This window comes from Marinobacter mangrovi (assembly GCF_016798325.1).
GTDB lineage: Bacteria > Pseudomonadota > Gammaproteobacteria > Pseudomonadales > Oleiphilaceae > Marinobacter_A > Marinobacter_A mangrovi.
This window is the reverse complement of the sequence record NZ_JAERVO010000003.1, coordinates 425083-444375: the sequence shown is the minus strand read 5'-3', so window position 1 is coordinate 444375 and position 19293 is coordinate 425083. Positions and strand designations below refer to the sequence as shown.

At 63.7% G+C, this 19293-nt stretch carries 18 protein-coding genes; 7 read left to right on the top strand and 11 right to left on the bottom strand.

Going from position 1 to position 19293, the window contains the following annotated elements:
* Positions 1–2: 2 nt before the first annotated feature.
* From icmH to JL474_RS11660, 10 genes are all read right to left on the bottom strand, one after another.
* Positions 3–797: a type IVB secretion system protein IcmH/DotU gene (icmH, locus tag JL474_RS11705; protein WP_123636576.1), complete on the bottom strand. Its 795-nt coding sequence runs from the start codon at positions 795–797 to the stop codon at positions 3–5.
* A gap of 3 nt (positions 798–800) precedes the next feature.
* The gene (gene tssK, locus JL474_RS11700; protein ID WP_123636577.1) at positions 801–2135 is read right to left on the bottom strand and encodes a type VI secretion system baseplate subunit TssK; all 1335 of its coding nucleotides are present in this window, start codon (positions 2133–2135) and stop codon (positions 801–803) included.
* Between the two features lie 2 nt (positions 2136–2137).
* Entirely contained in the window at positions 2138–2668 is a 531-nt protein-coding gene (gene tssJ, locus JL474_RS11695; RefSeq protein ID WP_123636578.1) for a type VI secretion system lipoprotein TssJ, read from the bottom strand.
* Entirely contained in the window at positions 2665–3978 is a 1314-nt protein-coding gene (gene tagH / locus JL474_RS11690) for a type VI secretion system-associated FHA domain protein TagH (protein WP_203142190.1), read from the bottom strand. Before tagH ends, tssJ begins: the two co-directional genes overlap by 4 nt.
* A gap of 3 nt (positions 3979–3981) precedes the next feature.
* A complete protein-coding gene (tssG, locus tag JL474_RS11685) occupies positions 3982–4998 on the bottom strand; it encodes a type VI secretion system baseplate subunit TssG (RefSeq protein WP_123636580.1) in 1017 nt (338 codons plus the stop codon).
* A complete protein-coding gene (gene tssF / locus JL474_RS11680; protein WP_123636581.1) occupies positions 4962–6740 on the bottom strand; it encodes a type VI secretion system baseplate subunit TssF in 1779 nt (592 codons plus the stop codon). Before tssF ends, tssG begins: the two co-directional genes overlap by 37 nt.
* Before the next feature lie 4 nt (positions 6741–6744).
* Positions 6745–7185 (bottom strand): type VI secretion system baseplate subunit TssE, encoded by a 441-nt coding sequence (tssE, locus tag JL474_RS11675; RefSeq protein ID WP_123636582.1) that lies wholly within the window; start codon positions 7183–7185, stop codon positions 6745–6747.
* Positions 7186–7188: 3 nt separating this feature from the next.
* Entirely contained in the window at positions 7189–8667 is a 1479-nt protein-coding gene (gene tssC / locus JL474_RS11670; protein WP_123636583.1) for a type VI secretion system contractile sheath large subunit, read from the bottom strand.
* A 120-nt stretch (positions 8668–8787) separates the two neighbouring features.
* Complete coding sequence (gene tssB / locus JL474_RS11665) at positions 8788–9294, bottom strand: type VI secretion system contractile sheath small subunit (protein ID WP_123636584.1); 507 nt, start codon at positions 9292–9294, stop codon at positions 8788–8790.
* A gap of 231 nt (positions 9295–9525) precedes the next feature.
* Positions 9526–10020 carry a DUF4442 domain-containing protein gene (locus JL474_RS11660; protein WP_203142189.1) on the bottom strand — a complete coding sequence of 165 codons (495 nt, stop codon included), beginning with the start codon at positions 10018–10020 and terminating at the stop codon, positions 9526–9528.
* A 205-nt stretch (positions 10021–10225) separates the two neighbouring features.
* Here JL474_RS11660 and JL474_RS11655 point away from each other — a divergent pair, with 205 nt between their 5' ends.
* Together JL474_RS11655 and JL474_RS11650 are read left to right on the top strand one after the other, a co-directional pair.
* Positions 10226–10492, top strand: a complete 267-nt coding sequence (locus tag JL474_RS11655; protein ID WP_123636586.1) for an acyl-CoA-binding protein — start codon at positions 10226–10228, stop codon at positions 10490–10492.
* Between the two features lie 146 nt (positions 10493–10638).
* Complete coding sequence (locus JL474_RS11650) at positions 10639–10947, top strand: site-specific integrase (RefSeq protein ID WP_203142188.1); 309 nt, start codon at positions 10639–10641, stop codon at positions 10945–10947.
* A 12-nt stretch (positions 10948–10959) separates the two neighbouring features.
* On the opposite strand, the gene JL474_RS11645 is transcribed toward JL474_RS11650, so the two are convergent.
* Entirely contained in the window at positions 10960–11412 is a 453-nt protein-coding gene (locus JL474_RS11645) for a hypothetical protein (protein ID WP_223808053.1), read from the bottom strand.
* A gap of 238 nt (positions 11413–11650) precedes the next feature.
* Here JL474_RS11645 and JL474_RS11640 point away from each other — a divergent pair, with 238 nt between their 5' ends.
* Genes JL474_RS11640 through JL474_RS11620 form a run of 5 tightly spaced genes read left to right on the top strand, consistent with a single transcriptional unit; the run spans position 11651 to position 19276 of the window.
* Positions 11651–13012 (top strand): TolC family protein, encoded by a 1362-nt coding sequence (locus JL474_RS11640; protein ID WP_328797816.1) that lies wholly within the window; start codon positions 11651–11653, stop codon positions 13010–13012.
* On the top strand, positions 13009–14181 hold the full coding sequence (locus JL474_RS11635) for an efflux RND transporter periplasmic adaptor subunit (RefSeq protein WP_203142187.1): 1173 nt from the start codon (positions 13009–13011) through the stop codon (positions 14179–14181). Before JL474_RS11640 ends, JL474_RS11635 begins: the two co-directional genes overlap by 4 nt.
* Positions 14174–17320 (top strand): efflux RND transporter permease subunit, encoded by a 3147-nt coding sequence (locus JL474_RS11630; RefSeq protein ID WP_203142186.1) that lies wholly within the window; start codon positions 14174–14176, stop codon positions 17318–17320. Before JL474_RS11635 ends, JL474_RS11630 begins: the two co-directional genes overlap by 8 nt.
* The gene (locus tag JL474_RS11625) at positions 17320–18012 is read left to right on the top strand and encodes a response regulator transcription factor (RefSeq protein ID WP_236012198.1); all 693 of its coding nucleotides are present in this window, start codon (positions 17320–17322) and stop codon (positions 18010–18012) included. The genes JL474_RS11630 and JL474_RS11625 overlap by 1 nt, the downstream gene beginning before the upstream one ends.
* Positions 17990–19276 carry a sensor histidine kinase gene (locus JL474_RS11620; RefSeq protein ID WP_203142185.1) on the top strand — a complete coding sequence of 429 codons (1287 nt, stop codon included), beginning with the start codon at positions 17990–17992 and terminating at the stop codon, positions 19274–19276. Before JL474_RS11625 ends, JL474_RS11620 begins: the two co-directional genes overlap by 23 nt.
* The last annotated feature ends 17 nt before the right edge of the window (positions 19277–19293 follow it).

The following is a 19293-nucleotide window of genomic DNA, read 5'->3' as shown; positions in this document are numbered from 1 at the left end:
TCCTAATTCGGGAGTTGCGCCAGCACACTGAGCACGTCCTTGATGCGCTTATCCAGTGCGATGTCGTAGAGGGTGTAGACGGTGACCATGGCAGCCACGAACACGCCGAAGATGCTCCACAGCGGCAGGCCGGTGCGGAAGCGGTTGCGCGACGGCGTAACGTGCTCGAGCGCGTTACCCAGGGTTTCCGGGGTTTCCTCGTCGTGCAGGTCGGCAATCTGGCGATGCAGGCCGGCTATGATGCGCTCGTATTCGTCGCGACCGTTTTCCATCACCTTGTAGCGGCCCTCGAAGCCGAGGCACAGCGCCACATAGATGAACTCGAGCATGTCCCGGTAGCGGTCCGGCTCCTGCTCCATCCGCGAGAGGATGGCGAAGACCTTTTCCCCGCCCCAGGTCTCGTTATGGAACCGGGACAGGAGCGACTGCTGAGACCAGGCGCTGTGGGCGCCCCAGTCCGTGCCCAACACCGCCTCGTCGATGAAGGCGCAGAGCACGTAGCGGTAGGCCACCACCGTCGGGCGTTCGTAGCCCTGCTCGATCAGCTCCCGATCGATGTCGGTGATTTCGTCCACCACCTGCTGGTAGAGCTGGGGCACGCGATTGAAATCCGCCAGCCGGCGCACCCGGATCACCAGGCCCAGCAGCGGGATGGCGGCGTCCACCAGGCGATTGTTCTCGTAGCCCCGCAGGCGGAAGGTCTCGTCGGCGGTGACTTCGCTGTTGGGGTTGTCGTCAAACAGCAGCTTGCCGAAGGAATCCTCCTGCGGGGCTGCCACTGCGCTGGAATCGTCCATGATCTAGCTCCTGATGGCCCAGAACTGCATCTCGATGCCGGGGAAATCGCCCGCCACGTGGAAGGCGAAGCCGCTGGCGTTGTCCAGCATCTGCCACGCCTGACTGCGGGCATCGAGCTGGAAGTAGGTAAAGCCGGCGTGGTACGGCAGCTGGCGCGGTGCCACCGGCAGCGGGACCAGCGGCACACCCGGCAATTGCAGACTGATGAGGTCGCGGATCTTCTCCACCGAACCCACCTTGCACTGCTGGATGAACTGCTTGCGCAGGTCGTCGGTGGGCATGTCCGCGCGCACCGCCAGGATGAATTCCGCCTGGCCCATGAGCTGGCTGTCCTGGATCGGCGCCACGGTCAGACCGTACTGGCGCTGCTGCAGCTGGATCGCCATGGCGCGCGGCTCAAGCACCGTGCTCAGGGACTGGCGCAGCACCTGCATCAGCGGCGCAAACGAGGCCTCCGGCAGGTCGTGATCGTAGGGCGTGTACTCGCTGGGCAGCCGGTTTTCGTCGGTGAAGGTCACCAGTTCGCCGCACAGCTCCAGCAGGGCCTCATAGAGCCGCTCGGGATGCAGCTGACGCACCCGCGCCAGGTGCATGAAGCGGGGATGGGCCCGGTTGAGCATCTGCAGCAGCATGAAATCGGACACGTCGGCGACGCCGCCCTGGTTGGGCGACCCCACCCGTTCGGCGATGTTCTTGGCGCGTTCGCGCATCAGGCCGGCCATTTCGCCGACGAAGCGCTGCAGCTTGGGCGCCGCCCGCACGCTCAGCATGGTCGGCATGAAGCTGGCGTCCATCACCAGGCTGCCGTCCGGGCGCTTTTCCAGGATGCGGCCGATGGCGAGCGCGGCGTAGGCGCTACGGTCATCGCGCTCCAGCATCAGGCAGGGCTTCACCTTGGCCATGTCGATCGAGTGCTGGTCGCCGTCGATGGAGTGCAGGTCGCGAATGTCCTGGGTGGCCGCCAGGAAGCGTGCCGACACGCCGGATTCCGGCCACTCGATTTCCGGCAGGCTGTCCGAGCCCAGTGGCAGAGCCAGGTACACCACCTGGTTGGCCACCGAGGAGTCGGTGATTTCCAGCGGCTCGGGCATGGCGTCTTCCATCGGCAGGTTAAAGCTGGTGCCGTCCGGGAAAATGCCGTTGGCCCGCACCAGGCCGATGCGGCCGAAGCTCAGGTATTCGTCATTGAGCTGCAGGTCGCCGAACCCATAGAGGTAGTCGGACACGGCGAACGCCCGCTCGTTGATCTGCTGCTCGAGGTACCGTTGTTGCTGCTGGAAGTGCTGCGGCTTGATGAACAGCCCGTCACTCCAGACCACGCGATTTTGTCCCGACATACTTACTTGTCCGCCTTCTGCATCATGACTTCGCGTTCCCGCAGGTTCACCAGGATGTGGTACTGGCCGCCCTCGGGCTCCACCTTGACCACCTTTTTCCACTGGGACTCGTTGGGAAAGGCGTAGAACGCCACCACGCCGATGTACCGGGTGTCCGAATCAATCTCGAACGGTTCGATGTACTTGAACTGGCCTGGCACCATCGAATAGTCGCTGTGGTCGATGTAGTTGGCGCCCAGCGCGTCTTCGAGATCTTCGGTGATCTGGTCGAAATCCGCGGCCAACATCATGGAACTGTCTTCCATCTGGATGATCTGGAAGTTCATGGGGGCCGGCTGCATGGCGTCGTTCGGGTTCATGTCCGGCTCGGCCAGCATCGCCAGGTCCACCGTCGAGGGCCGGTCCTCCGGTTCACCGACCGGGATGTCCGGATCCCAGACCACCTGGGCGGTCTTGGACACGGCCTTGAACGGGCCGCTGCAGCCGGTCAGGCCGATCAGGGCCAGTAACAGGAGTGAGTGGGCGATTTTCACAGGGTGGCCTCCCGCTGCAGTTTTCTCAGGTGGTGGTCGTAGGCCTGCTCGAACACTTCAGCGAACAGACGCTCAAAGCCGCGCTGACGGCTGGAGCTCAGCTCCTCGTAATAGTGGGTGTACATTTCCCAGGCCCAGGCCGGCTCGCTCTCGCCGGGTTTCAGGGACCGGCGATAGCCGTGGAAGCGCTTCAGCAGGTTGTCCGGCGAGAAAGCATGCAGGATGGCGTCCAGCGCTTCGCTGATGGCCGCCTGGGTGGCCAGCTGGTGATGACGCAGGCCGGTCAGGCTCTCGGTGACCGCGGCCGGGGCCGACAGATGCACGGGGCTGCGTTCGCCCGCGAACAGGGTATCCATCACCTGCCCGTAGTCCTGGCCCAGCCGCAGCGGGTTGTCCTCGATCGGCTGCAGGCGGGTGCGCAGCGCCTGGTGGCGACTGTCTTCCCGCTGGTGCAGTTCCAGCAGCCCCTGGATCGTGGCCTTGATGGTGCGGCCGGCTTCTTCCAGGAAGCCCTGCATGGCGTCGCTGTTGTCGAAGCGGATGTCGCTGTCGAGTCCGCGCATCAGCGGCGCGCCACTGATGTGCTGTCGGCTCTGCTCCGTGGCGTCGCCACGGCTGATATCGGTGCGGTCGTCGTCCATGCGCCGCTGTCCTCCGTTAATGACGGGCAGGCGCAGGGCCCGCTCCCGTTCGTCCATGTAGGGGTCGCTGGCTTCCGGGGGTGTTCCGTACCACTCCGGATCGTCGTCGAGCAGCTTGCGTTCCTGCTCGGCGGCCAGGTCCCGGTCCTGATAGCGGAAGCCGTCCATCGGATCGCGCTGTTCCCGCTCGGTCGGAGTCGGGTCCAGGTGATCCAGAGGGTTGGCCCGCTGGGGTTTTTCCGGCTCGTATTCCGCCAGTTCGCCTTCCGGCGCGTTCACCAGGGTGGGATCGTCCGCCGCCTGGTCGAGGGGAATCGAGGTAGGCTCGTCGCCTTCGATCAGATCCACCAGCAGCAGGTAGTTGCCCACCCGCAGCCGGTCGCCGTCCATCAGCCTTGCCCGGCGCCCGCGTCCCACCGGCATGCTGCCGCTGTTGACGTAGGTGCGGCCGGAGCGGTCAATGACGCAGTAGTGGCCGTCGATCCAGCGGATTTCGGTGTGGCCGGGCAACACGCCGGTACGGTGCGGCGACAAGCGCCAGGTGTCGCTGTCGGCCGAGCCGATGGAACCGCCGCGTTCGCCGAAGTCGCAGCCCAGGTCAGAGCTGACGCCGACGTCCGCGGGGTTGGAAATGCTCAGTCTGAGGCGTGTCTTGGTTGCTGTGTCCATAATTCACCGCCGGATCTGGAGACGGACGGCCTGCTGTGGCACGCCCGGCGTTGGGTTAACGAAAGTGGTCCAACCCAGCCGGACATCCTTGCCCAGTTGCATGGGTTCGACGTCGTCGGACCGGATTTCCAGTTCAAGGTCGAAGGCCAGCTGCTCGCGCATGCTGAACTCGACCAGCTTGACCAGGCTCTGGTGGTCCTGGCCGTTGGGCAGGAAGTCCATGAAACGCTCGCGGCTCAGGCTCTTGAGTCGCAGGATGAACTTGCCGCTGCGGTCACGGATGCGGTCGCCCACCAGGGTCTCCTGCCCCAGGCAGCCGTTGGCCCGGCCCAGTTGGGTCTGCTGGTCGGCGGGGATGGCGACTTTGCGCAGCACCCAGGGCTCGATCTCCACATCCGGCAGATCGAAGCAGTGCGCCACGATGCCGCTGACGACCTCCGGCGAACGACTGCGCCCGGCCATCAGGCCGGCGTAGGAGAGCATCTTCGACCAGTTGATCGGGGTATCGCCGCGCAGGTCGCTGTCGCCCAGGCCCACCAGCGAGAACACGTGCTCGGAGAAGGCGTCGCTGGCGCCCGGCTGGAAGCGCACGTAGTAGCGGTACTTGCGCCAGACCCGGTGGAACAGGGTCACCAGCCGGTGGTTGAAGAAATCCAGGAAGTAACGCCGCAGTCCCGACTGCTGACCGTATTCCCAGGCCAGCTCTTCCAGGTAGTAGCCCGGCAGCGGCGACTGGGAGCCATGCAGGCCCAGGAAGCTGACTTCCATCTGGTACGGCGCGTACTCGTGCTCCGGCAGCCCGGCCGACAGCACGTCGCTGGCCGGGAAACCCAGGCCGGCGGCCGACGAGAAGCGGATCCGCTCATGCTGCGGCGCGTCGTCGGTGGCCCGCTCCAGATCGTCGCCGTGCAGGCGATGGATCAGGTCGACCAGTTGAAAGAAGTTGTAGCGGCGCGCGTTCCCCAGGACGGGCTGCAGGCCGGCTACATCAGGGGCTGCTGCCCGGTCCGTAACGTCCATGTGTACCGCTCCCGGTTTTCGGAATTCACCACATCCAGTAGGTGAAACGCATTAATACTCGCGTAAAGCGCAAAGAAATGGCTGAGAACTGTGCCGAACAGGTAAAGATCGCCTTCCGAGGCGAAAGACTGCTGGTCCAGCGTCAGGGTCGACTGAATACCCCGCACCGGCAGGCCGCGATACATGCGATCCACCGGCTGGGTGTCGATCTTCTGGATGCCCGCCAACCGCTGCTGCGACACCCGCTCCGCCTGGCGATCCACCAGGGCGCGGAAGTCATAGACCCGCAGCACCGAACGCAGGGCGTCCACGTCCAGCAGCGACAGGTAGTTCAGCGACAGGTTGGACACCAGGGTCCACAGCAGGCTGCCATCCAGCGTCGGCCGCAGCGTCGCCGTCGGCCGGGTGATGTTGCGGAAAGTGGCGAACGCCGGCGTGCTCTGGGTCGCCTCGCAGATATCCCCGATCGCCAGCTGGTTCGGCAGCTGACGGTTGGTGCAGGTGACGGTCACCGAAATGGCCTCGTGTTGATTGAGGCACAGTTGTTCGTCACCGCGCACGAATGAGATGTAGTGATCGAAGCCGTCACCGCGCACGCTCTCGCGCACACGGACCCGGTAATACAGGGCCGTCCGGTTGCGATCGCGCTCGATCTGGTGCTGAAAACTCTCGAACGCACTGTAAATGCGCGGCTCACCCCGCTCCCGCCCGACCGGATTGTCGAGCCAGCCTTCCACCTGGTCCACACTGAAAATCTCGTAGTGGGACACGAAGCGGCTGGACGGCTGCATGCGGTATTCGGTCTGCCGGCCGTTGAGGTCGATGGGCTCGGCCTCGTGGCTGAACAGGTTGATCGCCGGAGTGCAGTAGAGCTGGAAGTTCTCGGCTCGGACCTTGGCGTCCGGCGGCAGCGTCCGGTTGAAATGGAAACGCAGCTTGAACTCATCCGCCTGGATCGCCGGCAGGTACTTCTGCAGTCCGACCAGATCCATGAAATGGAAGGATTCGGGAAAACTCAGGTACTCCTGCAGGATGCGATAGCCCGGGTACGCGTTCTTCGGATAGGGCAGCATCGCGTCCTCGGCCGCGAACCCGACCTGGCGCAGGCTGTCCTTGGGCAGGCGGATCACCTTGCCATCCACCTCCATCTCAACGGCCTCGAGACAGTGGTTCATCCACAGGTAAAGCGTCTGCGCGGTAAACGTATCGCCGCCCAGGTAGAAACGCAGGCTGTCCATACCCAGCTCCGACAGGGGCTGGTCGGTGTGCATCGCCAGGCTCAGCTCCACCGCCGACACCTCACGTGACAGCTCGGCATGGGCGTCCGCCAGGGTCATCGGGTACATGGCAATGTCCCGGCAGGTGCGGAAGCGGCACTGGGTCTGGCCCCGCCGATCACCCACCATGCCACTGCGCACTTCCGTGTGGCTGGGAATCGTCTGCTTCTCGCTGATGGCGTGCAGCAGCGGATCGAAGCGCATGATGGTGGCACTGGGGACCGGGCGCAGGTAGTTCGGCCAGAGCATGTTCAGCAGCGAGTGCGTCAGCTCCGGGAACTCGTCCTCCACCTTTTCCCGCAGTTTCCCGGTCAGGAATGCGAAGCCTTCCAGCAGGCGCTCCACATCCGGATCGGTACTCTGTTCCGACAGGAAGCGGGTCAGCTGAGGATGGGCCTCGGCAAACTCGCGCCCCTGCAGGCGCAGGAAATTCAGTTCATCCCGATAGAATCTGTTTAACTTCACGACGTTACACCACGCGGTAATAGCGTTTGTCGTCCAACAGAAGATCGATCGTGGCTCGCTCTTCGACGTCATCCACGCGCAGGTGGACGGTGACCTGGAAGCGTAGTTGCAACGGGTCCGAGTCGTCCGGCAAAGTCGCCACATCGACGCGCTTCACGCGCGGTTCGTAGTGCTCGATACAATGCCGGATCGCGCTGCGGATCCGGATGTTCAGGTCCTGGGTGCCGAGGGTGGCATCGTTGAAGTCCACCAGCCCGAGGGCCGGTGCACTGGCGCTGTTGCCCGGATGGGCGTTGAGCAGCCGAACCAGATGCCGTTTGATGGAGTCCACCACACCGGTGGATTCGCCCATTGCAGTCCCTGCGGGCTGGGCAGCCTGATCAAGTCGTTCGAACAGGCTGCCCCGAGAGGCCTGAACACCGTGGTCACCGGTGTCCCAGCTCACGACTTACTCCTTGTCGAGGCGTCCCACCAGAGACAGCTCGAAGTTGGCACCCATGTACTTGAAGTGCGGACGGACCGCCAGGGAAACCTGGTACCAGCCCGGATCGCCTTCGACGTCGGCCACGGTCACCTGGGCGGCGCGCAGCGGACGGCGGCTGCGAACTTCCGCCGGCGGGTTTTCCTGGTCGGCCACGTACTGCTTGATCCAGGTGTTCAGCTCGCGCTCGAGATCCTGACGTTCTTTCCAGGAACCGATCTGCTCGCGCTGCAGCACCTTGATGTAGTGGGCCAGGCGATTGATGATGAACATGTACGGCAGCTGGGTGCCCAGCTTGTAGTTGGTCTCGGCTTCCTTGCCTTCCTTGGTGTTGGGGAACACCTTCGGTTTCTGCACGGAGTTGGCCGAGAAGAAGGCCGCGTTGTCACTGCCTTTGCGCATGGTCAGGGCGATGAAACCTTCGTCCGCCAGTTCGTATTCACGACGGTCGGTGATCAGCACCTCGGTCGGGATCTTGGCTTCCAGCTGGCCGAAGGACTCGTACAGGTGCACCGGCAGGTCTTCCACCGCACCACCGCTCTGCGGGCCGATGATGTTCGGGCACCAGCGGTACTTGGCGAAGCTGTCGGTCAGACGGGTCGCCAGCAGGTAGGCGGTGTTGCCCCACAGGTAATGCTCGTGGTCGCCGCTGACGTCTTCGGTGTAGTTGAAGCTGCGGATCGGGTTCTCTTCCGGGTCGTACGGCGTGCGCAGCAGGAAGCGCGGCGCGGTCAGACCCAGGTAGCGGGCGTCTTCGGACTCACGCAGGGAACGCCACTTGGCGTAGCGCGGACCTTCGAAGACGTCGGCCAGCTCCTTGATCGCCGGCAGTTCCTGGAAGCTGTCCACACCGAAGAAGGTCGGTGCCACGGACGACAGGAACGGGGCGTGCGCCATGGCGCCGACGGAGGAGACAAACTGCAGCAGTTTCATGTCCGGTGAGGACGGGGTGAAGGCATAGTTGCCCACCACGGCGCCGACCGGCTCACCGCCGAACTGGCCGTAGCCGTTGGCGTAGATGTGCTTGTAGAAACCGGTCTGGGTGACGTCCGGCGCGAACTCGAAGTCTTCCAGCAGTTCCGCCTTGGTGGCGTGCAGGATATCGACCTTGATGTTCTCGCGGAAATCGGTGCGGTCGACCATCAGCTTCAGGCCGCGCCAGGAGGATTCCAGCTCCTGCAGCTCCGGGGCGTGCAGGACTTCGTCCATCTGCGCGCTGATCTTGCGGTCGAGTTCGACGACCATCTGGTCTACCAGCGCCTTGTTGACCGGCTGGCCTTTCTCATCGCTTTTCAGCAGGTTGGCAATAAACGTCGCGACGCCTCGGCGCGCCACATCGTACCCTTCATCCGCCGGTTGCATCCGGCTGTTGGCCATGACCTGATCGAGGAGGGAACCCTCGGCGGCTTCGGTCGCGGCGGACTGCTGTACAGCTGTATCAGACATACCACATCCCTTCAGTACGTATTGGGTCTTCGGATAAAGGCGAGCCGGCCTGCCCGCATCCTGCGGTCAGCGATTGGGGGATTCAGTCCGGTCGCCGGTTCAGTGAGACGTCGGCTCGAATCAGCCGGCTTCCGGCTCGCTTTCGCCCGTGGCCAGCTCCAGCTCGGCCAGCAGCTTCTCGCGGGCTTCATCGTTGTCGAGCAGTTCCTGCAGCTTGGTGCGGAACGCCGGCACGTTACCCAGCGGGCCTTTCAGCGCCATCAGCGCTTCACGCAGCTCGATCAGCTTGCGCAGCTCAGGCACCTGGCGGGCGATGCTGTCGGGGGAAAAATCGGAAAGACTGCCGATTTCGAGGTTGACCGGCAGGTCGTCGGCGTCGTCTTCGAGGCGATTGGATACCGTCGTGGACAGCTTCAGACCGGCTTCTTTCATCACGGACTGGAAGTTGTTCTTGTCGACGGAAATGCTCTGACGTTCTTCGAGCGAGGTTTCTTCGGGGTGTCCCTTGAAGTCACCGACCACAAACATTTTCAGCGGTAATTCCATTTCCGCCTGTTGGTCGCCAGTTGCAGGGATATACTTGATGTTGATGCGCTCTTTTGGCGCAACGGAACCTTCCTTAGCCATGAGGACTCCTAACTCCGTTTAGCGTTGTACACTCCATGTGCGTACCGTCCCGGCACGCTGTACGGTCGGAACTCTACACACCAACCCAGCCCCTCTCAAGCAAAAATTCGCCATTTTTTGGTTAATTTATGTACGGCGGGCAACTTGTTGCCAGAGAGGGACATGAAAAAAACGTAAGAATCAGTGCGTTGGCGACATGTAAGTAGTTGCCGCATGCGCCAAAAGTGGGACTTACTTCCGTCTCTTAGGGGTCCAGGCCCAGATCATCTCGATGGTGATGGGCTCCTTGCCCTCCGCATCGTGGATGGCGACCTGAATCGGCGCCTCGCCCTTGTCGTCCTCGCGCATTCGCTGTTGCTGCTCCGGCGACACGCTGGCCTCCACCCGCATGTCGCCACTGGCGCGCTTGGTGTAGTCGGCACGGACGGTCTTGATGACCGGCACCTTGTCGTCCGGCACGTTAAGTCCGACCAGGAAGCCGGTCGCCGACTCCGCCAACAGCAGAGACGCCACGGCATGGACACCGCCAATGTGATTCTGCACCCGACGCTTGTTGGCCAGGCTGATCACGCAGCGGTTTTCATCCAGGGTTTCGATGCGGATGCCGACGGTGCCGGTAAACGGGACCGCCTTGCCGAAAAACAGCGACAGGGCGCGGGATCGGGCGAACCCCGGCAGCTGGTTGATACGATTGACGATGCCGTGCAATCGGTTGCTTGCTTTCATGGGTGGATCTCCAGTGTCTGAAAACGCCTCTGTGGGCGTTTGTTTTCGGGCTCTTCACGGAGCCTCTGTGTGGTAGGTTTGAAAACCAGATGCGACATTAGCCCATCCGGCGTTGGAGGGGAACAAAACGGCCATAGAACGGGCCGATTCGGGGCGGTTATACTCGTTCTTCAACGGTATGCCATTTGAAAACCAAGGGACAAGCATGAGTGATCTGAAGACACAATTCGACGAAGCCGTGAACTACATCCAGACCGCCGAGGGCGACTTCAAGCCGTCCAACGAGCTTAAACTGGAGTTCTACGCACTCTACAAGCAGGCCACCGAAGGTGACGTGAGCGGCAAGAAGCCCGGCATGCTGGACGTGGTAGGTCGCGCCAAGTACAACGCCTGGGAAGAGGTGAAGGGCATGTCCAGCGAACAGGCCATGCAAAAATATATTGATCGTCTGGAATCCCTGAAAAACGGCTGATTCCAGTCACATAGCCAGCGTCACAGAGCCTTGAGGCGCTGGCTCCCCGCATTTTGGCCTTTCCGCACGTGAATCTTTCAAACGCCTGTCATAGAATGCGCGCACTCTAACAACAAGAACACACGTCGTACTGCGAGTAATCTTTCATGAGCATGACTGAAGCGCTGGACCAGAGTCAGTCCGGCCTGCTGTCGCGCGTTCGTCGCGCCATCCAGACCCACAAACTCAACCTCCGCACCGAGCAGACCTACCTGCACTGGATCACCCGGTACATGATGTTCCACGATCTGCGCGATCCCGCCGAACTGGGCGAGAGTGAACAACAGCTTTTCCTGGGGTATCTGCAGGAGCGCATGCGCGTGTCCCAGGCCCGCCTCAACCAGGCTCGCCAGGCACTGGCGTTCTTCTACGAGGAAGTGGTGGGACAGAATGCCGTCAGTGCCGCCGCCAGCTGACCCGGCGTTGCATTACCGCCCCTGAACGTTGGTGTTGAAGCTGTCGTAGGTGCGGTTTTCCGGCGGGCGGATCACGTAGTTGTTACCGAACGTTTGCCCGGGGACTTCCTTGGGCGCACTGAAGCGGATTTCGGCAGGAATTTCGTGGCGCCCCAGATCCGTGCGGTCGTCGCGCGGTTGCAGCGCCAGGGGATCCAGGTAGTAATCGTCGTCCGGACTGCTGACCGGCCGGGCCGGAACACCGGCGGCGGGGGCCGCCAGACCGCCCTCGATGGCGGTGTTGGACAGGGTCTCGGAATCCAGCGATTCAAACGGGATGGTCTTGACCGTGGACCGCTCCTCATAGCCAAAATCCTCGCGGGCCTGCTGGTCGGCGCCTTCCTGCTGCGCATGGGCCAAGCCCGTCACAAGAAGCGACAGCATGAAGGCGCGGGCAAGCAATTTGTGACAGCGGGCGGATAACATGGCCAAATCCCTGGAACCGATGTTGACTGGGGGTCGCGTGGCGACTGTCTCCTATGGCGTCACGACGACAATAATTGGACAGTTTATCGCCAATTAAAGCAACAGTTTTAATTATTCGCCCATTTTGTGACGGTTATCACCGATGCCGATCACCCCCCGCCTTAACCCGGCGTTAACCCCCGCTTCGATACGCTCACCCTATCCGAAACCGCCCGATAGCCCGAGGAGTCCCGTTACCGTGGCGCACCCCACACACCCTTGCCTGATGGCGATCATCCTGGCCACCACCCTGACCGGTTGCGCCATCCGCGGCGATCACCCCGACTACACCGACCAGTCCCGAACCCTGGTTGAGCAGGTGCCGGATTGGTCCCAGCCCGCCGACGGCCAAAAGGTCACCGCACTGACCGACCTGATCCAGTCCGATGCGCTCGACACGCTGGTGCAGCAGGCGCTGGCTGCCAACCCGAGCCTGCAGCAGACCCTGCTCACCCTGCGCATCCGGGAAGCCGAGCTCAAGCAAACCGGCGCCGATCGCCTGCCGGACCTGGAAGCTGGCTTCTCTGCCAGCGATGAAGAAGGCAGCGACGCCAGCTACACGGGCTCGCTGACGGTCAGCTGGGAAGCCGACCTGTGGCAGAAAATCGCCGACCGCACTGCCGCCGCCGGCAAGGACGTGGAAGAACAGGCCGCGCTCTACCAATCGGCCCGCGACAGCCTGGCGGCGGATGTGATGAGCCGTTGGCTGGCGCTGATTGCCCAGAAACACGCCATCCGCATCCAGCAGGAACGCCTGGCCACCCTGGAAAACAACGAAACCCTGATCAAACAACGCTACCGGAACGGCCTGGGCACGCTGGAAGACCTGGACAGTGCCCGCAGCTCCTCCGCCAGCGCCCGCGCCACGCTCGAAAACGATCGGGAAACGCTGGCCCAGCAGGAGCGGGCCCTGAAGACCCTGCTCGGCCAGATTCCGTCCACCGGCAGTGACGTCCCCGGCGACTACCCCGCCGTGCTCACGCCCCTGGCGGATCTGCCCGCCCAGACGCTGCAACGCCGACCTGACCTGATCGCGGCTTACCGCGCCATCGAGGCCCAGGATTACCGGGTCAGCGCCGCCTACAAGGACCTGCTGCCCAGCATCAGCCTGGAAGCGGCCCTGAAAGACGTGGCGGATTCACCGGCCCAGGCCCTGCTGACCGATCCGGCCTGGAGTCTGCTGGGCCAGTTGACCGCACCGCTGTTCCAGGGTGGCGAATTGCGGGCCGCCGCCGATTCCGCCGAGTACGAGCGCGCGCAGCTGTTCCAGGCCTACCGCGAGACCCTGCTGGACGCGGTCAACGAAGTGGAAGACTACCTCGGGCTGGAGCAGTCCCTGAGCCGCCGCCAGCAGCACATTGCCGATGCCCTCGCGCGCCAGGAAAGCACCCTGAAGCAATACCGCGCCAGTTACCGCGCCGGCCTGGTGGACATTCTCGACCTGCTCTCGGTGCAGCAGCAGACCTACGACCTCAAGGCCCAACTCGACGATCTGATCTATCAACGCCTGGCCAACCGGATTGACCTGGGACTGGCACTGGGACTGGGAGTGAATTCATGAAACGCAAACTCATCCGCAGCCTGCCCCTGACCGCGGCCCTGGTGGTCGTCGCGGGCGTCATCTTCTACATCCACGACCAGGCCCAGGCCTTCGCCGACCGGCCCTTTACCAAACCGGAAACGCCGGTCCAGCGGGCGGACGTGTCTGTGGTATCGGTGGAACCGGGCACCTACGCCGCCCAGATCTCCGCCTTTGGCGCGGCCAGCGCCCATTACCAGCTCACCCTGAATGCCCAGGTGTCCGGCCAGATCGACGACATCACCGGCGATTTCGAAGGGGGCAACCGTGTGGCCAAGGGCGATCTCCTGGCCGAAGTGGAGGCCAGCAGTTACCGGGAAGCGTTGGCGAGCGCCCAGAGCACCCTGGCCAGCGCGAAAGTTGACCTGCTGGAGGAAGAACGCCAGGGCGAGCAGGCGGTGGCGGAATGGAAGGCCTCCGGCCTGTCCGGGGAACCCGACTCCCCGCTGGTGCTGCGCCAACCACAGCTGGCGTCCGCAAAGGCCGCCGTTGCTGAAGCCCAGGCGGCGGTGGACACCGCCCGCTACAACCTCAACCAGACCCGCATCGTGGCGCCGTTCGATGCGCTGATCACCGATCGCAGCGTGGCGCCGGGCAGCTACGTGCAGGCCGGCACCGAAGTGGCGACCCTGGTCAGCACCGACCGGGTGGAGATCAGCGTCAGCCTGTCCGCCGTGGAATGGGCACAGCTGCCGGATCAGGCGTTGCTGACCGGCGGCCAGTGGCCCGCCACCCTGACCAACATTGAAACCGGCCAGCACTGGAGCGGCCATGTCATCCGCGCCCGCCAGCATCTGGACGACACCAGCCGCCAGCGGTCGCTGGTGATTGCCGTCGACGCCCCGTTCGACCAATCCCCGGCCCTGTTGCCCGGCACCTTCCTGCAGGCCACCGTGGCCGGCCGCGATGTCGACGGCCTGTGGAAACTGCCCGCCACCGCACTCAGTCAAAGCGGCGAGATCTGGTACGTCACCGACGACAACACCCTGGCCAGCTTCGCGGTCGAACCCCGATTCGCCAGCGACGGGTCCATCTACATCGTCCCGCCGAAAGCGCTGGCCGGCGACAAGGCGCGGGTGGTGCGCCAGCCGCTCAGCAGTTACGTCGAAGGCATGGCCGTGAATCCGGTCGAGGAGAACAGCCATGTCTGATCCGTCGCTCGACCGGGGCATCATCCCCTGGTTCGCCCGCAACCCGGTTGCTGCCAACCTGTTGATGGTGCTGGTGATCGCCCTCGGTGCCATCGCCCTGGGATCGCTGCAGAAAGAAGCCTTCCCGAGCATGGAGCCGGACAGCCTGTCCATCTCCGTCAGCTACAACAGCGGCTCGGCGCAACAGTCCGAAGAAGGCCTGGCGATCAAGATCGAGGACGCGCTGGAAGACGTCACCGGCATCGACTCGATCACCAGTTCGTCCACGTCCAGCGGCACCACGGTCACGGTGGAGAAAACATCCGACTACGATCTGGATACGCTGCTGCGGGACGTTAAGGCGAAGGTGGACGCCATCAACAACTTCCCGTCGGAAGCCGACAAACCCGTCATCAGCAAAGACGAGCGGGAAGAGCACGCCCTCTGGATCCAGCTCTACGGCGACGCCAGCCGGCGCACCCTGCAGCACCTGGCGGACAGTCTGAAGAGCGACCTGCTCGCCAACAACTACGTCAGCCGGGTGTCCATCTCCGGCTGGCTGGACCCGATGATGGCCATCGAGATCGACGAAGGCCGTCTGCAGGCTTACGGGCTGACCCTGTCCGACGTGGAAGATGCGGTCAATTCAGGGTCCAGCAGCGCCATGACCGCCGTGTTGCGTGACAAGGACCTGTACCTCCAGCTCAAGGCGTCCGAGCAGGCCTACCTCAAGGAAGACTTCGCCAACATTCCATTGATCACCACCGCCAGCGGCGACCGCATCCTGCTGGGAGACGTGGCGCAGATCCGCGATACGTTCGACGACACGACCTCGACCCTGTCCCGTTTCGACGGCCAGGACAGCATCGCCCTGCAGATCATCACCACCGGCACCGACGATATCTCCGACTCGGTCAACGGCGCGCGTGACGTGGTCCAGCAATGGCGGGACGAGGGCAAGCTGCCGGAGAGCGTCAAACTCGCCACCTGGTACGATCGCAGCACCTCCATCAACGAGCGGCTGCAGCTGCTGATCGACAACGCCCTGTTCGGCATCGCGCTGGTGTTCGGCCTGCTGGCGCTGTTCCTCAACCTGCGGGTCGCCTTCTGGGTCGCCATGGGCCTGCCGTTCGTGTTCTTCGGCACCCTCTACTTCATGGGCGACAGCTTCCTCGGGCTCACGCTCAACGAATTCACCACCTTCGGCTTCATCATGGCCCTGGGGATCGTAGTGGACGACGCCGTGGTGGTCGGGGAAAGCGTCTACTCGGTGCGGCAGGCCGAAGGGGATACCCTGCGCAATACCATCAAAGGCACCCTGCGCGTCGCGGTGCCGACCCTGTTCGGCGTGTTCACCACCGTGGTGGCGTTCTTTGCCCTGTCGCAGATCCAGGGCGGGCTGGGCAAGCTGTATGCGCAATTCGCGGCCGTGGTCAGCCTGTGCCTGGTGCTGTCGATTATCGAATCCAAGCTGATCCTGCCCGCTCACCTGGCCCACCTGAAAACCCGGGGCGAGCCGTCGAAGGCCTTGCCAGCGCGCATCTGGGGCGGCATCCAGGGCGCCGCTTCCGGTGGCCTCACCCTCTTCACCGAGCGGTTCTACCGGCCGCTGATCCGGCTCGCCCTCACATTCCGCTACACCACCGTGGTGCTGTTCATGGCGGTACTGATCCTGGTGATGGCGATGCCGTTCGACGGCACCATCCGCATGAGCTTTTTCCCGGACATTTCCGGCGATACCGCCCGGGCCCAGATCACGCTGTACAACGACGCCAGCTACGGGCTGACCCACCAGGCCCTGACCGAACTGGAGGACTCCGCGTACCAGGCGGATCGGGAGCTGCGCCACAATGAGGGTGACAGCGCCCTGGAACACGTTCAGGTGACCTCCTCCGGCGACCAGTCCGGCAAGGTGACGGTCAAACTGATCGCCGACGCGCCCTACGATCTCAAGCAGTTCACCCGGGAATGGACCACCCTGGCCGGCAACCCGGAAGGTGTGCGCACGCTGAGCATCCAGAGCCACCGCAACAGCGTCGATGCCCTGCGGGTGGAGCTGCGCGCCAACGACGACAGCCTGCTGACCCGTGCCGGCGCCCTGTTCCGCACCAAACTGGCGGACATTCCCGCGGTCAGCGGCATCGAGGACAACATGCAGCCCGGCCAGCCGCAGCTGCGCCTGTCGCTCACGCCCCAGGGCCGGGCGCTGGGCATGACCACGGACGATCTGGCCCAGCAGGTGATGCAGGGTTTCCAGGGCCAGGTGGTCCAACGCTACCAGCGCAACAACGACGAGATCGAAGTGAAGGTGCGCTTCCCGGCTGCCGACCGCCAGTCCATCACCAACGTCCTGCAGTCCAATGTGCGGGCGCCGGACGGCACGGTGCTGGCGCTGTCCAGCGTCGCGAACGTGTCATTGGGCTATACCCGCGACACCATCACCCGCATCGACGGCAAACGGGCGGTGTACCTGACGGCCGACGTGAACAAGGATGCCCTCTCCTCCACAGAGCTGGTCGCCCTGCTGAAGCGCGATGTGGTGCCGGAGATCAAGAGCCAGTACCCCGGGGTCGATGTCTACTTCGCCGGTGAGGCGGAGCAGCAGCAGGAAACCCAATCGTCCATGACGGAAGTGTTCCTGGTGGCCATGCTGGTGATTTACATGCTGCTGGCGATTCCACTGAAATCCTACGTCCAGCCGCTGCTGATCATGACCGCGATTCCGTTCGGTATCGTCGGCGCGCTGCTGGGCCACTGGATCAATGACCTGTCACTGGGCATCCTGTCCCTCAACGGCATCATCGCGCTCAGCGGCGTGGTGGTGAATGACAGCCTGCTGCTGGTGTCACGCTACAATGACTTACGTCGCGAGGGAATGGACCGCAAAGAGGCGATTGTCGAGTCGGCCACCAGCCGGATGCGGGCAGTGCTGCTGACCTCGGCCACCACCTTTGCCGGGCTGATGCCGCTGCTGGGGGAAACCTCGCGCCAGGCGCAGTTCCTGATTCCGGCCGCGGTGTCGCTGGCGTACGGTATCCTGTTCGCGACATTCATCACCCTGATCCTGATACCGGTCCTGCTGCGCATCCAGACGGACCTCCAGGAGCGGATGGTAGGCTGGTTCGGCAACCGGCAACCGACGGACGAGGCCCCGGCATAATGCTCAGCGTACTTTTGGTGGAGGATGATCAGGACCTGGCGATGACCATCGTCCAGTACCTGGAGATTCAGCAAATCCGCTGTGACCACGCCAGCAATGGCGCGTCCGGCCTCCAGCTGATCCGCGACAACCGCTACGACGTGATCCTGCTGGACCTGAACCTCCCGCGCATGGACGGGCTGTCGGTCTGCCGCGAAGTACGCCGCAGCGGGGACGACACCAGCATCCTGATGCTCACCGCCCGGGACCAGTTGGCGGACAAGGTGGAAGGTTTCGAGTCCGGCACCGACGACTACCTGGTCAAGCCGTTCGAATTGCAGGAACTGCTGGTCCGCATCCGCGCCCTCGCCCATCGCCGCAGCGGTCAAGTGCAGCGCCTGCGCTGCGGGGATCTGGAGATGGATCTGACCGCCCAGCAGGCGACCCGTAGCGGACAACCCCTCAAGCTGTCCCCCACCGGCTGGCGTCTGCTGGAAACCCTGCTGCGCGCCGCGCCGTCGGTGGTCGCTCGCCAGACGCTGGAAGAGGCCGTCTGGGGCGACGAGCCGCCGGACAGCAACAGCCTCAAGGTGCACATGCATCACCTGCGCAAGACGGTGGATCACGGCCACGCAACGCCACTGATCCATACGGTTGCCGGGCGCGGCTTCATGATCCGGGAGGGCGGTGATGATCCGGAAAATCCGGCTTAAATGGCAGTTGGCGGCGATTTTCCTGGCTCTGGGCGTCCTGCTGGTGGTGGGCTATTCCATGCTGGCAGCGCACTACTTCATGCTGGGGATGGACAGCTTCCTGGTAGGCTCCATGGAACACGCCGTCCAGCGCCACGAGACCGACGCGAAGCGGGGCCTGACACGGCCTGAAATCGACGGATTCACCATCACCAAGCGCTGGGCCGATCAGCCCTCCGCCGTCCAGTCGGCGTTCGGCCAACCTCCCGAACCGGCACGCACGCTGCTCAAAGCCCGCGTGGAGCATATCGAGGGCAAGCAGCACGGCCGGCTCTACTTCGCCATGCGCTTTCCCGAGGCCGACGGTGATCTGTTCATCACCCACGAAATTTCCCGAAAATCCGCTTCGGATCTGGTGGTGGGCATCGTCCAAGACAACCTGAACAGCCTGCTGACCATCAGCATTGGATCGGCGCTGGCCCTGCTGCTGATTCTCTGGCTGGTGCTGCGCCGCGTGTCCAAACCGGTCGGGCAATTGGGGCAATGGGCGCGGGACCTGGACACCACGACCCTGCGCGAGCCGGTGCCCGATTTTCGCTACCCGGAACTGAACGAACTCGCCGGTCTGGTCCGCTCCAGCCTGTCGTCCCTGGAAGAAAGCCTGGAACGCGAGCACCGCTTCCTGCGCCACACCAGCCATGAACTGCGCACGCCGATCAGCGTGATCCGCAACAACGTGGAGCTGATCCGTTCCCTGCCGCCCGAGACAGGGCCGGCCAGTGACTCGGCTCTGGGCCCGATCATCGACCGGGTCGACCGCGCCAGCCTGACCATGAAGCACCTGACCGAGACGCTGCTGTGGCTGAGTCGGGATGAGCCGGAAAACCTGCCGACCCGCACCCTGTCCCTGGACACCCTGATCCGCGAACTGGTGAGCGAACACCGTTACCTGCTGCGGGACAAGGACGTGACGCTGACGGTGGAGACCGAGCCAGCCGCTCTCGACCTGCCGCACGTGGCGGCCCGGGTCGTCCTTGGCAACCTGATCCGCAACGCTTTCCAGCACACCTGGGCTGGCGAGGTCAGTATCCGCCAGCAGGGCGACACGGTGCACATCGATAACCACCAGGCCAGCGACGAGGACGCCAACGACGATCTCGGTTTCGGTCTGGGACTGCAGCTGACGGCGCAACTCACGGAGCGCCTGGGCTGGTCCTACCGGAATGACCCGGCACCGGGCGGTCATCGGGTCACCCTGCGGCTGGGCGCTGTCGGCACGGGCTGATCTGGTAGACTGGAGCG

Excerpts from the sequence above, each read along its gene's own strand:
- JL474_RS11660 (WP_203142189.1), bottom strand. The coding sequence starts at position 10,020 with ATGAAAGCAAGCAACCGATTGCACGGCATCGTCAATCGTATCAACCAG.
- JL474_RS11650 (WP_203142188.1), top strand. The coding sequence starts at position 10,639 with ATGAGCATGACTGAAGCGCTGGACCAGAGTCAGTCCGGCCTGCTGTCG.
- tssG (WP_123636580.1), bottom strand. The coding sequence starts at position 4,998 with ATGGACGTTACGGACCGGGCAGCAGCCCCTGATGTAGCCGGCCTGCAG.
- icmH (WP_123636576.1), bottom strand. The coding sequence starts at position 797 with ATGGACGATTCCAGCGCAGTGGCAGCCCCGCAGGAGGATTCCTTCGGC.
- tssC (WP_123636583.1), bottom strand. The coding sequence starts at position 8,667 with ATGTCTGATACAGCTGTACAGCAGTCCGCCGCGACCGAAGCCGCCGAG.
- tssK (WP_123636577.1), bottom strand. The coding sequence starts at position 2,135 with ATGTCGGGACAAAATCGCGTGGTCTGGAGTGACGGGCTGTTCATCAAG.
- JL474_RS11625 (WP_236012198.1), top strand. The coding sequence starts at position 17,320 with ATGCTCAGCGTACTTTTGGTGGAGGATGATCAGGACCTGGCGATGACC.
- JL474_RS11655 (WP_123636586.1), top strand. The coding sequence starts at position 10,226 with ATGAGTGATCTGAAGACACAATTCGACGAAGCCGTGAACTACATCCAG.
- JL474_RS11645 (WP_223808053.1), bottom strand. The coding sequence starts at position 11,412 with ATGTTATCCGCCCGCTGTCACAAATTGCTTGCCCGCGCCTTCATGCTG.
- JL474_RS11630 (WP_203142186.1), top strand. The coding sequence starts at position 14,174 with ATGTCTGATCCGTCGCTCGACCGGGGCATCATCCCCTGGTTCGCCCGC.
- tssB (WP_123636584.1), bottom strand. The coding sequence starts at position 9,294 with ATGGCTAAGGAAGGTTCCGTTGCGCCAAAAGAGCGCATCAACATCAAG.
- tagH (WP_203142190.1), bottom strand. The coding sequence starts at position 3,978 with ATGGACACAGCAACCAAGACACGCCTCAGACTGAGCATTTCCAACCCC.
- JL474_RS11635 (WP_203142187.1), top strand. The coding sequence starts at position 13,009 with ATGAAACGCAAACTCATCCGCAGCCTGCCCCTGACCGCGGCCCTGGTG.
- JL474_RS11620 (WP_203142185.1), top strand. The coding sequence starts at position 17,990 with ATGATCCGGAAAATCCGGCTTAAATGGCAGTTGGCGGCGATTTTCCTG.